Origin of the sequence: Olleya sp. Hel_I_94 (assembly GCF_007827365.1) — a bacterium.
In the GTDB taxonomy this organism is placed as follows: Bacteria; Bacteroidota; Bacteroidia; order Flavobacteriales; family Flavobacteriaceae; genus Olleya.
The window spans coordinates 67,462-81,566 of sequence record NZ_VISI01000002.1; the positions used below are offsets into that span (position 1 = coordinate 67,462).

The following is a 14,105-nucleotide window of genomic DNA, read 5'->3' on the forward strand; positions in this document are numbered from 1 at the left end:
AAAAAAGCCCAACCGAAAGGTTGGGCTTTTTTACTCTAATAAAAAGAATTAGTTCTCTTTAGATAAACTTTTCATTTCAGTTTCAATCATTTCGTAAAATTGATCAATCTTAGGTAAGATGTAAATCTTAGTTCTTCTGTTGATTGCTCTGTTTTCTGCAGTATCATTTGATACTAAAGGTAAATGATCACCACGTCCAGCTGCAATTAATTGTTGAGGTTTAACACCTAAGTCTTGTAAAGCTCTAACAATAGCTGTACTACGCTTAACACTTAAATCCCAGTTGTCAACTAATACACCACCTTTGTTGTATGGTACGTTATCTGTATGACCTTCTACCATTGCTTCAAAGTTTGGCTTTCCATTAATAACTGTTGCTACTTTTCCTAAGATTTCATTAGCTCTAGTTGTAATGTTATAGCTTCCACTCTTAAATAATAACTTGTCTGATAAAGAGATAAAAACAACGCTTTTTTCAACATTGATTTCGATGTCTGGATCGTTTAATCCAACTTCTTTCTTTAAGCTAGTTACTAAAGCTAGTGTTACACTATCTTTTTTAGTTAAAGCATCTTGTAATCTTGTAATTCTTAAGTCTTTTTCTTTTAAGCTTTCTAAAGATTTTTCAACGTTTTTAGCGCCTTGAGCGGTTAACATTGTCATATCTTTTGTGCTTTCAATCAATGCAAGATTATTTGCTTTCATGTCTGCTAAACGAGCTTGTAATTCTGCTAAACGCGCTGCAGATGCTGCTTCGTCAGCTAAACAAGAGTTAAGTTTAACAGTTGCTGTGTTTAATAAATCCTGTGTTTCTTTTTGTTTTGCTTCTAATGCAGCAAATTCTTTTTTAGACACACAAGAGCTTAATAATAGTAGTGCACCTGCACTAAATAAAAGGATTTTTTTCATAATTTTTAAATGATAAATTAAATTTATACACACCAAAAGTATAAATAATTAAAATGTTAAAATACGCTTTAACAAAACTTTTGCTAAAACTAAAAGCAAATAAGGTTTAAAACTGACAGTTAAAATTTAGTATAATAATTAAAATATTTAATCAGCTAATAATCAGTATTTTGTTTGGGTAAGTAAAGCGTAAGTAAAATATCGTTTAGTTTTTAATTATTCTATTTTTTTAATAAAAACTTACTTGACAAAGGTTTTTTTATTTAAAACAAAATAGTTGTAAACTATTGATTTTGTCTGGTAATAGCCAGTTTTTTGCGAGATTGCTTTTCGTTTTTTTAGTAGCTTAGGTAAATGTTTGTAAAAAGATACATGTGCTTTTAAAATTGCTATTAAATGGTTAGGCTTAAATTCTATTAAAAATTTTAAGGCAGCAATACCATCAAGTACTAATCTTACAAAAATTAATAATGCAATATATCCTTTGGCGTTTTTAGTTAAAGTAAACAAACTGTTTCTAAAATTTAGATAGGTTTTTTTTGGACTACTTGCGTTTAAGGTTGCTCCACCAACGTGATACACAGTACTATTATTAATGTATTTGGTTAAATAACCCTTGTTAAACGCTCTCCAACATAAATCAATTTCTTCCATATGGGCAAAATAGGATTCGTCAAATCCTTGTAAAGCCTTAAATGTAGATTGTCTAATAAATAAGCAAGCACCTGATGCCCAAAAAATGGTTTCGTTTTGGTACTGATTGGTATCAACTTCAATTGTATTAAAAATACGACCTCTACAATATGGATAGCCATATTTATCTATATAACCTCCAGCAGCACCAGCGTATTCAAACTTTTCTTTGCTTTTGTAATCTAAAATTTTAGGTTGTATAATGGCTGTTTCAGGTTGCTCTTTAAATGTTTTTAAAATAGGGACTAACCAATTAGGCGTAACTTCAATATCGCTATTTAATAAGCAATAAATATCTTCTTTAACAAAAGGTAAAGCATCATTATAGCCTTTTACATAGCCTCCATTTTCTGAGTTTTGAATAATTATAACCTCAGGATAGTTTGTTTTAATAAATGTTACAGAATTATCAGTTGACGCATTATCAGCCACATAAATGGTTGCATCTTTAGAGTATGCAATAACAGATGGTAAAAATTGCTCAAGCAATGCGCTTCCATTCCAGTTTAATATAACGACTGCTATTTTCAAATTTTTTAAAGGCGTTTTGGTTTTTTTATTTATGCTTTAGACTAAACAAAAACTAGTGTTCTTGATAATCTGGTATGTCTTTTAAAAAGTGATACTGTTCTGCTTTAAAATCCATACTGCAATAATAGTGATTAATACCATTTGTTACCATCAAATAGGTTGCATTTAATGCCAAATTATAACGTGCTATTTGGTCAAAAGTGTTTTGTTTGATTTCTATTTTAGGCGCTTTACATTCTACAATTAAATGTATGCTTCCGTCAGTATTAAAAATAACAATGTCATAACGCTTTTTTAAACCGTTGACTTTTAGTTCTTTTTCGACATTAATCAAAGAGATTGGATATTTTTTAACTTCTATTAAGTAATGTACACAATGTTGTCTTACCCATTCTTCAGGTTGTAAGACCATAAATCTTTTACGTATAACATCAAAAATAGATACTTTATTTTCGTTATTTTTGAATCGAAACACAAACTTTGGAAAGTTTAACTCTTGCATTTAATGGTATTCGGTTTTTTTCAAAGTTAAACTTCAAAAGTCAAAAACCAAATTTTTAATTTTTTTTCCTTTGGACGAAGTCAAACAGTTAGTTACTGATATAAAAAATAAGCAGCTTAAACCTATCTATTTATTAATGGGTGAGGAGGCTTATTACATTGATAAAATCTCAGATTACATCGAAAAAACCGTTTTAACGGAAGAGGAGCGAGGCTTTAACCAAATGGTGTTATATGGTCGTGATATTAGCGTGGACGATATTGTAAGTAATGCTAAGCGTTACCCTATGATGGCAGATCGTCAAGTGGTGATTGTTAAAGAAGCTCAAGATTTATCTAGGACAATTGATCAATTAGCAGATTATGCCAAAAACCCACAACCTACAACGGTTTTAGTTATTTGTTATAAATACAAATCTGTAGACAAACGTAAAGCGGTTTACAAAGCTATTAAAAAGTCAGGTCAAGTTTTTGAAAGTAAAAAGCTTTACGAAAACCAAGTACCAGATTGGATAAGTCGTGTGTTGTCACCAAAAGGCTATTCTATAACTCCAAAAGCATCACAAATGTTAGTGGAGTTTTTAGGTACAGATTTGAGTAAATTAAGTAATGAGTTAAACAAACTACAAATAGTCTTACCAAGAGACACACAGATTACTCCTGACCATATCGAAGAAAATATAGGTATTAGTAAAGACTATAATAACTTTGAGTTACGTAAAGCTATTGGTGCAAAAAATACTGCTCAGGCTTTTAAAATTGTCCATTATTTTGCAGAAAACCCAAAGGATAATCCAATGGTCTTAACTGTATCTTTATTGTTTAGCTTTTTTTCTCAATTATTGCATTTACATGGAATGTCTGATAAAAACCCTCGAAGTGTAGCCTCTGCATTGCGTGTTAATCCTTATTTTGTAAACGAATATATAGAGGCTTCACGCAATTACCCAATGCGAAAAGTTAGTCAAGTTATTGCTATTTTACGCGAGTTTGATGGTAAAAGTAAAGGTGTTGATAGTAATGCTGTGCCACAAGGTGATTTGCTTAAAGAGATGTTAGTTAAGATTATGTACTAACATTTATTTAAAACTTTAAAAAACATCATGAAACCATATTATATAATCGCAATAGTGCTTTTAAGCTTTTCTTGTAAAACTGTACAAACACTTCCAGATCCATTAGCAGCAGGTTGGGAAGGACATAAAGTGTGCAAAGTATTACAAGACACAAAAAAACAGCGCATATTAAAATGTACGTTTCCACCTAATGTTGGTCATGAGAAGCACTATCATAAACCACATTTTGGTTATACCTTAGCAGGAAGCACTTTTCAAATAACAGATGCTACAGGTACACGTACTATTCCTGTAAAAACAGGAGTGACTTGGTCTAAATCTGAAATTAGCCAGCATCAAGTACTAAATGTTGGAGATAGTACTGCAATATATTTAATTATAGAACCCAAATAGTTAATTTTTTTAACGAAGCTAAATGGGTTTTAACACTTCCATATTATTATTTAACACTTGATATTAAATCGAAGTTAAACAGGTTTTATAATTCGTCTAAGGCTATTAATTATAGTACTTTAGAGGTAGTAAATCGAATTATTAATAACAAAAACCAAAAAATAAAATGGAAAACTTAGAGAGAAAGAAAGTTGCAATTTTAGCAACCAATGGATTTGAAGAAAGTGAATTAAAAGAACCAATGAATGCTTTAAAAGAAGCAGGAGCTGATGTACATATCGTCTCTGAAAAATCAGGACAAATAAAAGGTTGGGCAGACGGAAACTGGAGTAACAGTTATGATGTAGATAAAACCTTAGATCAAGTGTCTCAAGACGATTATAATGCACTAGTATTACCAGGAGGAGTCATTAATCCTGATACTTTAAGAAGAAATGAAGATGCAATTAGATTTATTAAATCGTTTTTTGCTAATAAAAAACCAGTAGCAGCTATTTGCCATGCACCTTGGTTGTTAGCCGAAGCAGGTGTATTGCAAGGACGTAAAGTAACATCATTTAGCTCTATTAAAAGAGATTTAGTAAATGCAGGAGCCATGTGGGAAGATAGCGAAGTTGTGGTAGATGAAGGATTAGTCACAAGTCGTAATCCAAACGATTTGCCAGCTTTTAATAAAAAATTAATAGAAGAAGTTTACGAGGGTAAACACAATATGCAAACTGCATAATCTATTTACAGATTGAATATAAAAGCCAACCGTTAAGGTTGGCTTTTTTTATGTTTTAATTTTAAACTACATATCTTCTAATTCAGTAGTATAATCGTATTGTAAATCTTCATGTAATGCTAATATTTTTTTAGTAATCGCCTCAATGTTTCGGTCATACAGATTAGTTAAGGTTGTGTTTCTAGAAATAGACGGTTTCATTGTTTTTAACTTTTTACAAAAGTACAGCAGTAATTCAACTTCAGTTTCTTTATTAAGCGAGTATCTAATATATTTTTTTGTGTTTCGTAAAATCTTTCTAACACTCTTTTTTATATAAAAAAAGCTATCTGTATTTATTAGTTCAAATTGTTCGTCTATTTCAGCTTTGACGGTTTCAATATAACCAGCTTCACTATCTGCTTCAAATAATAAATAGGTAAGCAGTTCTTTGTTTTCTTTTTTAAAACGTGATAATCTTAAACATAGTTCTGCCAATTCTTCGTTGGTTTTATGTTTTAACTCTTTTCGGATCGTAACAACAGATACAGCTTTCATTTAAATTTTATAGTGTTTTTTTATAGTGCGTTTGACTACATATAGGCGTACAATACCTATTATTAAAATAATAGGAGCTATTGCTATTAATATGATACCATACGTTTTTAAATCTGCTAGTAAATCTAATTTAAGTATAGTAATTCCTGTACCTAAAATAACTAAAAAAGTTCTAAAATAAGCCAAAAAAGTACGTTCGTTGGCTAATTTGGTACGCTCAATAGCTAGCCAATCGCGTGTTGTTAAATCGGTTTGTTCTATCATAATTTTTAAATAGATTTTAAAGGTATAAAAAAAGGAGTCATTTACTCTAGCTAATGCCTATTGTCTGCATAATTTCATTTATATATTTTATTTTTTGCAATTTAACGACTTGTTAATAATACTTTAAGTCTGGTTTAACACTGTTTAGTCATTGATATTTTATCTTTAAGTAAACCAAAAAAAAAGAAATTGATATGCCATTTATTACAAACAAAAACACAGCAGAAACCGTAGATATTTTTTATGAAGATTATGGAAGCGGACAACCAGTCATTTTAATTCATGGTTGGCCATTAAGTAGAAAATCATGGGAACATCAAGTGTGGAAAATCGTAGAATCAGGTTATAGATGCATTTCCTACGATAGGAGAGGCTTCGGAATAAGTAGTACACCTTGGAATGGATACGACTATTCTGCATTAGCTAGCGATTTAGAACAAATTATTGCTCAGTTAGATCTTGAAGATGTGATTGTTGTAGGATTTTCAATGGGTGGAGGAGAAGTTGTAAGATATTGTACAGATTTTGGCACAGATAAAATTGCTAAAGCAGCTTTAATAAGTAGTATTATACCTTTAGTTAAGCAAAAAGAGGATAATCCTGATGGTGTCTCTGAAAGGGATTTACAAGGGATTCAAGATGCTTTAGAAGAAGACAGAGTAGGGTTTTTAAAAGAATTTTCTAAAGGGTTTTATAATTTTGAAGACAATAAAGACAAGGTTAGTCAAGCACAATTAGACTATGATTTTGTTGTAGCTTCACACGCTTCGCCAAGAGCCACAATCGAAACTGCCAAAGCATGGATGCATACAGATTTTAGAGATGAATTAAAAAATGTAAATGTGCCAACTTTAATTGTACATGGTGATAGTGATAACACTGTCCCAATTGAAACGTCTGCTAATCAAGCAGCAAAAGGTATTACAGATAATGTGTTTAAAGTCATTAAAGGTGCACCTCATGGTTTAAATATTACCCATAAGGACCAATTAAATACTATTTTAATTGATTTTCTAAAATCGTAAATGGTAACTAATATATAAGTAAAAAGCTCATCTAATTTTATAGATGAGCTTTTTTATTTAGTATATAGCGTTTGACCAATTATCTTAACTTAGGAAAACGACTAGGATTAGACTCGTGCATAACCGCGTAAACTGCTTCAAAAACATCTTCTGTTGAAGGTTTAGAGAAGTAATCTCCATCAGTACCATAAGCTGGTCTATGTGGTTTAGCAGCTAATGTTTTAGGTTGGCTATCTAAATGCTTATATGCATTTTGAGTGTTAATTATTTGATCTAATATATATGCGGATGCTCCACCAGGAACGTCCTCATCTATAACCATTAAGCGGTTGGTCTTTTTGACACTGTTTACAATGTCGTGATTAATATCAAAAGGTAGTAAAGATTGTATGTCAATAATTTCTGCATCAATACCAACTTCAGCTAGTTCTTTGCCAGCTTGTTGAACAATTCTTAAAGTTGATCCATAAGATACTAAAGTAATATCTGCACCTTCCTTGATAGTTTCAACAACTCCAATAGGTGTTGTAAACTCTCCAATATTAGATGGTAATTTCTCTTTTAATCTATAACCGTTAAGACACTCTACAATTAAGGCAGGCTCGTCACTTTTTAAAAGTGTATTGTAAAAACCTGCAGCTTTGGTCATGTCTCTTGGTACCAATACATGAATCCCTCTAACTAGATTTAAAACGCCACCCATTTGCGAACCTGAATGCCAAATACCTTCTAGTCTATGTCCACGAGTACGAATAATTAATGGTGCTTTTTGACGACCTTTTGTTCTGTAACGCAAGGTTGCTAAATCATCGCTAATTATTTGTAAAGCATATAGTATATAATCTAAATACTGAATTTCGGCAATTGGACGTAAACCACGCATAGCCATACCAATACCTTGGCCTAAAATGGTCGCTTCTCTAATACCAACATCAGCAACGCGTAATTCGCCATATTTTTCTTGTAAACCTTCTAATCCTTGATTAACATCTCCAATGTTACCAGCATCTTCTCCAAATACTAAAGTTTCAGGATATGTATTAAAGATAGCATCAAAGTTTTCTCTTAAAATAACACGTCCATCAACATCTTCAGTTTTACTGTCATAAGTTGGTTTAATTTCTTTTATATGAATCGCAGAAGTTGAACTTTCGTTATGTAAATCAGAACTATACAAGGGTTGTACCTTGGTAAAAAAGGTGTCAATCCAGTCTAATAATTGTTGTTTTTCTGAAGAATTTTCAGCAATAACATAACGCAACGCTTTTCTAGCAGCAGATACAGCGTCTTTTCTGTTAGGCTCTCCAATAGCACTTAAATCGTTTGCAATTTTTTCGATAAACACTTTATTAGAACTAGCTTTAGCAACATTTTTTAATAGCGCTACTAAATCTTCTTTTTCTGTCAAAGCAGGTTTTAAATAATTAGTCCATGCAGCTTTTTTAGCATCTCTAACTTGCTTTTTAATGTTTTTTTCAATGGTTTGTAATTCTTCGTCAGTTGCAATGTTGTTTTCTATTAACCAAGCACGCATTTTAAGATTACAATCGTTATTAGCTTCCCACTCTAAACGGTCTTTATCTTTGTAACGCTCATGCGATCCTGAGGTCGAGTGACCTTGTGGTTGTGTTAGCTCGTTAACATGAATTAAAACAGGTACGTGTTCTTCTCTTGCTATTTTTGCAGCTTCTTCATAGGTCGCTATTAAATTAGCATAATCCCAACCTTTAACTCTTAGGATTTCATAACCATTATTGTCTTTATCACGTTGAAATCCTTTTAAGATTTCAGAAATATTTTCTTTTGTTGTTTGGTGTCTTGCATGTACAGAGATTCCGTATTCATCATCCCAAACGCTTATTACCATTGGTACTTGTAATACACCAGCAGCATTAATAGTTTCAAAAAACAAACCTTCACTTGTACTTGCGTTTCCTATAGTTCCCCAAGCAATTTCATTACCATTTACAGAAAAATTGGTCGTATCAATACCTTTAACATTTCTGTAAATTTTTGATGCTTGCGCTAAACCTAATAATCTTGGCATTTGACCTGCTGTAGGTGAGATGTCAGAACTTGAGTTTTTTTGCTGAGTTAGATTTTTCCAATTTCCGTTTTCATCCACACTATGCGTTGCAAAATGTCCACCCATTTGTCTTCCTGCAGACATAGGTTCTTGCGATAAATCTGTATTGGCATATAATCCAGCAAAAAACTGCTGAATTGTTAGCTCTCCAATAGCCATCATAAAGGTTTGATCACGATAGTAACCTGATCTAAAATCTCCGTTTTGAAAAGCTTTAGCCATAGCTAATTGAGGGACTTCTTTACCGTCACCAAATATTCCAAATTTAGCTTTTCCGGTTAACACTTCACGACGTCCTAATAGACTACATTCACGACTGGTTACAGCGATGTGGTAATCTTTAAGAACTTCAGTTTTAAAATCTTCAAAAGACAAGTCTTTTTTATTGTTAACTTTTGTTTGCATGTGTAAGGAATTATTTGAAACAAATTTAATCAAAAATTGTCGGTTTAGCAATATCAAAAAATCTTAAAATAATGTGAATTATTCAATAATTAAGCCTTAAGTAGGGTTATTTAATAAATTAATCGCAAAAAAGACTAATCTGCTAAGAATTTATTAATACCAACGTCTGGTAAATAGACCTAATAAAGTTTTTGGAGATAGGGTAACTATAAACCTAATTTTTTCGTCATAATTAGGTTGTCCTATTTCCCAACCTAAATTAGAGTAGACCGGAAAGTATAGCTCAAAATAATCTTCGACAAGATTTAATCTAATACCAGAATCATAAACAAATTCTGGACTAAAATTTTGATTTTTTATAACTCCAGCATCACCATAAAGCATAATATATCTCCAAAGTGTTGCGCTTGTGTTAACGGTTGTCATCCATTGGTTAGCAAAAGGCTGAGATAGTTTAGATTTAAATCCACCTTCGGCTATTATAATTTGTTGACTTAATACTCCAGTTTGTTCGCTTCTACCTAAATAATTATAGTCAAATAAATAGTCTGTAGGTCTGTCTAAAGCAAAACTAAAAAAGTCAGAATCTTGATACGTATCATTGTATAAAAACAAACCAGAAAAAACACGTAAATTAAATTGTTTATTACGTTCGTTTAGGTTTCTAAACTCTAACGTAGCCGATATTTTACCAAAGTTTTTAGCTACTTGTAAATCTGTAAATAAAGACGCGTAGTCTTTTAAATTATTGTCTACAAGACCATATTTAGCATTAAAGACAGAATATTTTGGCTCTCCATCTGTTTCAAATTCTCCTGTTGGATCTACCTCTCTATTTATATTTACATATCTAAAAGATAAAAACTCACGTTTATTGTCCCTTAAATCTTTATGGTTTCTAAAATTATAATCAATAAAAGGTGTAAAAGAGGTATAGCTTAGGTTTGGTGCATAATTGTAATAATTACCAGATAATCCATAGCGTGTTCTAAAATTGTCAGTTCCTTCTGGTCTAGCATTATAAATTAAGGAGGCACTACCAACAACTTGATTACTTTTAAATCCATATTTAGGACTTAATTTGTATAGAAAGTGCTTACTTAAAAGGGTCTTATTGTATAGTTTTAAACCAGGAGATAGTCCATCATAAAAATTATAGTCAAACTCTGGCATAAAAAAGACTTGGTTATAGTTTGGGTCTTCAATGTCTTTAAATAATCTAAATTGTAAAGGTTTATTGGTTAGAAAAAAGCCATTTAACTTTTTAAAATTGTTACGTTGGTTAAATTCTGGTATGACATTATCATAGTTTAACGCTAATTGGTCCACGTCTTTATTTGCTATTGTAATGGTTTTATTACCATTAAAACCATCAATCCAAAATTTGGAGGTAATACTATCGTTTTCTAAAGTAAAAAGCGAAACAGGCATTTTATTATCCCTAAGGTTTTTAAGAGTAATTTTAATAGAGTCTTCTGATTTTTTTATCTTTTTGATTTTAAAATCTATCTTTTTACTTGTGCTAACATAGTCTTCAAAAAACCAATCAATATTTTTAGGCGTTTTAGATCTAATTATAGTTTCAAAATCTGCTGGTGTTGTGCGTTTTAATTTAGATTGTTTAACAAAATCACTTAAAGTTTTAGAGACTATAGAGTCACCTATGTAATCATCCAAGTAATTTAATCCAATTGCTGCTTTGTATTTGTTAGATATATTTTTATTGAATTTTAATAACGAGTCCTTAGCCATACCAATAGGTTGGTCAATATTTGTACGTGCCATGTGCATGTATAAAAATGAATATTGGTCGTTAAAATTTAAGTCTGCTGCATGAAACGATCTTACTCCCCAAACATTAGCTAGTTTTCCTAATATTTTTTGGTTAGGATAAAAGTTTTCGACGTATTTCATTAAATAGTATACCTGAATACCATCTAGTAACCACTGTTCTTTTCTTGGGTTTATTAACAAAGTGTTTTCTAAATATACCTTTAATGTGGTTTTAAGTAATTTTAATTCATATTGAAACGTATCCTCAAAAGGTCTTACAAAGTCAGGAAGTAAATTAAGACCATAAATAGGGTCTTTTTTGTAATCAATCCAAGTTAATAATACTTTTTCATGTGGATAATCACCTAGGTTTTTGGTAATAAATTGTGCAACTCGATCGGATGCTAATGCTACTTCAGTAGGTTCTAGACTTTCAGTATCAATATTTGATTCAATATTAAAAAAATCTGTTTCAACTGTTTTGTAATCGTTGTTTTGTACTAGTGATAATTTAGAGTTTATTCTATTTTCACCTTTAAATGTAGTGGTTGTAACAGTTCCAACTTTATTATTTAGAATATTTAATTCAGATACTGGCGTAAAATTATTTGGATAGGTAAGTTTAAGGGTAATATTTGCAGGTTCTACAAATAAATCCTCTAAATCTTTATTACTGTAGTAATGCCAAGATCCATCAAACACAGCAGGCGTAATGTACCAAAAGCGTAGGTTGTAATCCCCAAAGTCAGTGACACCATATCTTGTAAATTTATTATGAGGTATTTGAACAATGTAGGTAAGTGTAATATTATAAGATTGATTGGGTTGTAAAGGTGTGTTAAGAGCTACCTTAATAACATCTGGGTGTTTAGCTAAACGTTCAAAAAAAGTAGTTTGATTAGATTGTTTAATACTAGTTAATGCAGTAAAACCACGATCTTCATTATTTGCAAAATGAAATGTTGTTTTAAACTCATCTGCAAAACGCTCGGCAAGTGGAGTTGTTTTTGAAGAATAGCTATGACTCCAATCGTTTAAATAGATGGTGTCTAAAACCGTATTACTATTGTTTTTATATTGTATACTTTGCGTTACGTTTATGCTATTTTTTTTAGTATCAAAAACAGCCTCAATGTCAATAGTATTTTGGCTTAAAGCCGAAATACTAAATAGTATAAAACAAATAAAAATATAATAGTTTAGCTTCAATTGACTTTTACAAACTTTAAAGGTTGAACATTAATATTGTTAAGTGAAATGTAATATATTCCGTTTGATAAATACGAAATATCAACGTTAATAGTTTTGTTGTTTATATAAATTGTTTTTACAACTTGACCTAACGTGTTATAAATCTTTAAGTTATTGTCTTTTTTAAGCGATGCGTTAATTTTTAAATTTAATAAACTTGAAACCATATTGGATCCAATGATCTCGAAAACCGGTTTTTTAACTACCACATCAGGTATGTTTAAAAAGTTTTGATTGGTTTCAATATTTAAAGTAACGGGAAGATGGTCGCTAAAATTGTGTAAAGACTCTCTAATACTTTCTGAAAACAAAACACCAGAACAATCGTTACTATTTATTGCGCTATTCCAGCAATTTGAGTTGTTATTGTTACCATATACTTGATAACTATTTGGCGTAAATTGTAATTCCGGATTATTAGTCAAAGAGGTACTAGTTAGTATAAAGTCAAACCTGTCATCAAAACCTCCTGTAGTACCACCAAGTCCTGTTGCTGTCCTTGTAGATTGTGTAAAAACATCTACATAACTTTGGTTATTGTGCCAACTACCCATCCTGTTTGCTGGATCTATAAAGGTAATATTGTTTGTAGGATTGATAAACTCTTGAAAAGCAGGTTCGGAATTTGTGTACACATTAAAATCTCCTGCTAATATAAAATAATCATTACTTGAAAAAGTGGATAAGTAAGTTGTTAAATCCTGAGCCATTTGAAAACGTAATTGCTGATTTGTAGTACCACTTGATGCTTTTAAGTGACACACTATCACGTTTAAATATATTGGGTCTGTGTCTTGAGTTAGTGTGTTTAACTTTAATTGGTAATGATTAAAGTCTCTGTAAATTGTAGTGACTTGATTTTGTCCTTCCAAACTAAATTTTGTGCTATCAAAATAGATTAAGTTTTGTAAGTCATTTTGGTCTCCTAAGTTATTATCGCTTGAGTTAAGTGTAAAGTTTGCCATTTGATAATTAACATTAATGCTTTGTTGCATCATGTTTAAAATAGCATTTGCTCCAGAGCTATTATTAAGCTCGCAAACCATAAAAAGATCTGGTTGGTAATTGGATAATATAATGTCTAGCTCGTCTAAGCGATCACTTGCAGGTTCTTGAAGCGGAAAATTTAATAAATTATAAAACATAGTTTTAAAGGTGTCTTGTGCATAGACACCTGAAAAACTAAGTAGTATTAATAAGTATAATGTTTTTTTTATCATTAATTGTTTTAGAAATTAGGACTTAATCCATAATCCTTATAAAAGTTGTCTAAAATATCTACAACCTCTTCAGCAGAATCGACTAAATGTATTAAATCTAAGTCACCTTCGCTAATATTTGCAAAACTATCTAAAAGGGTTGTTTTAACCCATCCCATTAAACCTTCCCAAAAGTCAGTACCTACAAGTATAATTGGGAATTTTTCAATTTTATTAGTTTGTATTAACGTAATGGCTTCAAATAATTCGTCTAAAGTTCCAAATCCACCAGGCATTACTACAAATCCTTGGCTGTATTTAACAAACATTACTTTTCTAACAAAAAAGTAGTCAAAGTCTAAACTTTTATCAGAATCGATATATGGGTTATCATGTTGCTCAAACGGTAATTCAATATTTAATCCAACAGATGTACCACCTGCTAGATGTGCACCTTTATTACCAGCTTCCATTATACCAGGTCCACCACCTGTAATTACACCATATCCAGCATCGACTATTTTTGAAGCTATATTTTCTGCTAATTTGTAATATTTATGGTCAGGCTTAGTACGTGCTGAACCAAAGATTGAAACAGAAGGTCCTATGGCACTCATCTTTTCAAAACCATTTACAAATTCTCCCATGATTTTAAAAATCGCCCAAGAATCATTTGTTTTTTTCTCATTCCAACCTTTTGGATGTTTTTCTTCTCTCATTATATAACTGTTTATT

General features: G+C 31.1%; 13 protein-coding genes. 4 read left to right on the top strand and 9 right to left on the bottom strand.

All coding sequences use genetic code 11. From position 1 onward, the window contains the following. Positions 1–48: 48 nt before the first annotated feature. From JM82_RS03370 to JM82_RS03380, 3 genes are all read right to left on the bottom strand, one after another. Positions 49–909 (bottom strand): flagellar motor protein MotB, encoded by an 861-nt coding sequence (locus JM82_RS03370; protein ID WP_145001234.1) that lies wholly within the window; start codon positions 907–909, stop codon positions 49–51. Positions 910–1,149: 240 nt separating this feature from the next. Then, entirely contained in the window at positions 1,150–2,133 is a 984-nt protein-coding gene (locus JM82_RS03375; RefSeq protein WP_145001235.1) for a glycosyltransferase family 2 protein, read from the bottom strand. A 52-nt stretch (positions 2,134–2,185) separates the two neighbouring features. Then, a complete protein-coding gene (locus tag JM82_RS03380; RefSeq protein WP_145001237.1) occupies positions 2,186–2,635 on the bottom strand; it encodes a type I restriction enzyme HsdR N-terminal domain-containing protein in 450 nt (149 codons plus the stop codon). A 70-nt stretch (positions 2,636–2,705) separates the two neighbouring features. On the opposite strand from JM82_RS03380, the gene holA reads away from it, so the two are divergent. The 3 genes from holA to JM82_RS03395 all read left to right on the top strand — a co-directional run bounded on the left by holA (position 2,706) and on the right by JM82_RS03395 (position 4,830). Continuing rightward, positions 2,706–3,710, top strand: coding sequence for a DNA polymerase III subunit delta (gene holA / locus JM82_RS03385; protein ID WP_145001239.1), 1,005 nt, complete (start codon positions 2,706–2,708; stop codon positions 3,708–3,710). A gap of 27 nt (positions 3,711–3,737) precedes the next feature. Beyond that, positions 3,738–4,103 carry a cupin domain-containing protein gene (locus JM82_RS03390; RefSeq protein WP_145001241.1) on the top strand — a complete coding sequence of 122 codons (366 nt, stop codon included), beginning with the start codon at positions 3,738–3,740 and terminating at the stop codon, positions 4,101–4,103. A gap of 166 nt (positions 4,104–4,269) precedes the next feature. Then, on the top strand, positions 4,270–4,830 hold the full coding sequence (locus tag JM82_RS03395) for a type 1 glutamine amidotransferase domain-containing protein (RefSeq protein ID WP_145001243.1): 561 nt from the start codon (positions 4,270–4,272) through the stop codon (positions 4,828–4,830). A gap of 66 nt (positions 4,831–4,896) precedes the next feature. On the opposite strand, the gene JM82_RS03400 is transcribed toward JM82_RS03395, so the two are convergent. Both JM82_RS03400 and JM82_RS03405 read right to left on the bottom strand, forming a co-directional pair. After that, positions 4,897–5,367, bottom strand: a complete 471-nt coding sequence (locus JM82_RS03400) for a hypothetical protein (protein ID WP_145001245.1) — start codon at positions 5,365–5,367, stop codon at positions 4,897–4,899. Then, positions 5,368–5,631 carry a DUF202 domain-containing protein gene (locus JM82_RS03405; protein ID WP_145001247.1) on the bottom strand — a complete coding sequence of 88 codons (264 nt, stop codon included), beginning with the start codon at positions 5,629–5,631 and terminating at the stop codon, positions 5,368–5,370. Positions 5,632–5,825: 194 nt separating this feature from the next. Between JM82_RS03405 and JM82_RS03410 the strand changes: the two genes are divergently transcribed. Further along, positions 5,826–6,656 (top strand): alpha/beta fold hydrolase, encoded by an 831-nt coding sequence (locus JM82_RS03410; RefSeq protein ID WP_145001250.1) that lies wholly within the window; start codon positions 5,826–5,828, stop codon positions 6,654–6,656. Between the two features lie 79 nt (positions 6,657–6,735). On the opposite strand, the gene JM82_RS03415 is transcribed toward JM82_RS03410, so the two are convergent. The 4 genes from JM82_RS03415 to JM82_RS03430 form a co-directional block, all read right to left on the bottom strand. Further along, complete coding sequence (locus JM82_RS03415; protein ID WP_145001252.1) at positions 6,736–9,147, bottom strand: thiamine pyrophosphate-dependent enzyme; 2,412 nt, start codon at positions 9,145–9,147, stop codon at positions 6,736–6,738. Positions 9,148–9,300: 153 nt separating this feature from the next. Beyond that, on the bottom strand, positions 9,301–12,129 hold the full coding sequence (locus JM82_RS03420; RefSeq protein ID WP_145001254.1) for a M1 family metallopeptidase: 2,829 nt from the start codon (positions 12,127–12,129) through the stop codon (positions 9,301–9,303). Beyond that, the gene (locus JM82_RS03425) at positions 12,126–13,391 is read right to left on the bottom strand and encodes a T9SS type A sorting domain-containing protein (RefSeq protein WP_145001256.1); all 1,266 of its coding nucleotides are present in this window, start codon (positions 13,389–13,391) and stop codon (positions 12,126–12,128) included. The genes JM82_RS03420 and JM82_RS03425 overlap by 4 nt, the downstream gene beginning before the upstream one ends. 8 nt (positions 13,392–13,399) lie before the next feature. Further along, positions 13,400–14,089, bottom strand: a complete 690-nt coding sequence (locus JM82_RS03430; RefSeq protein ID WP_145001258.1) for a TIGR00730 family Rossman fold protein — start codon at positions 14,087–14,089, stop codon at positions 13,400–13,402. Positions 14,090–14,105 lie beyond the last annotated feature (16 nt).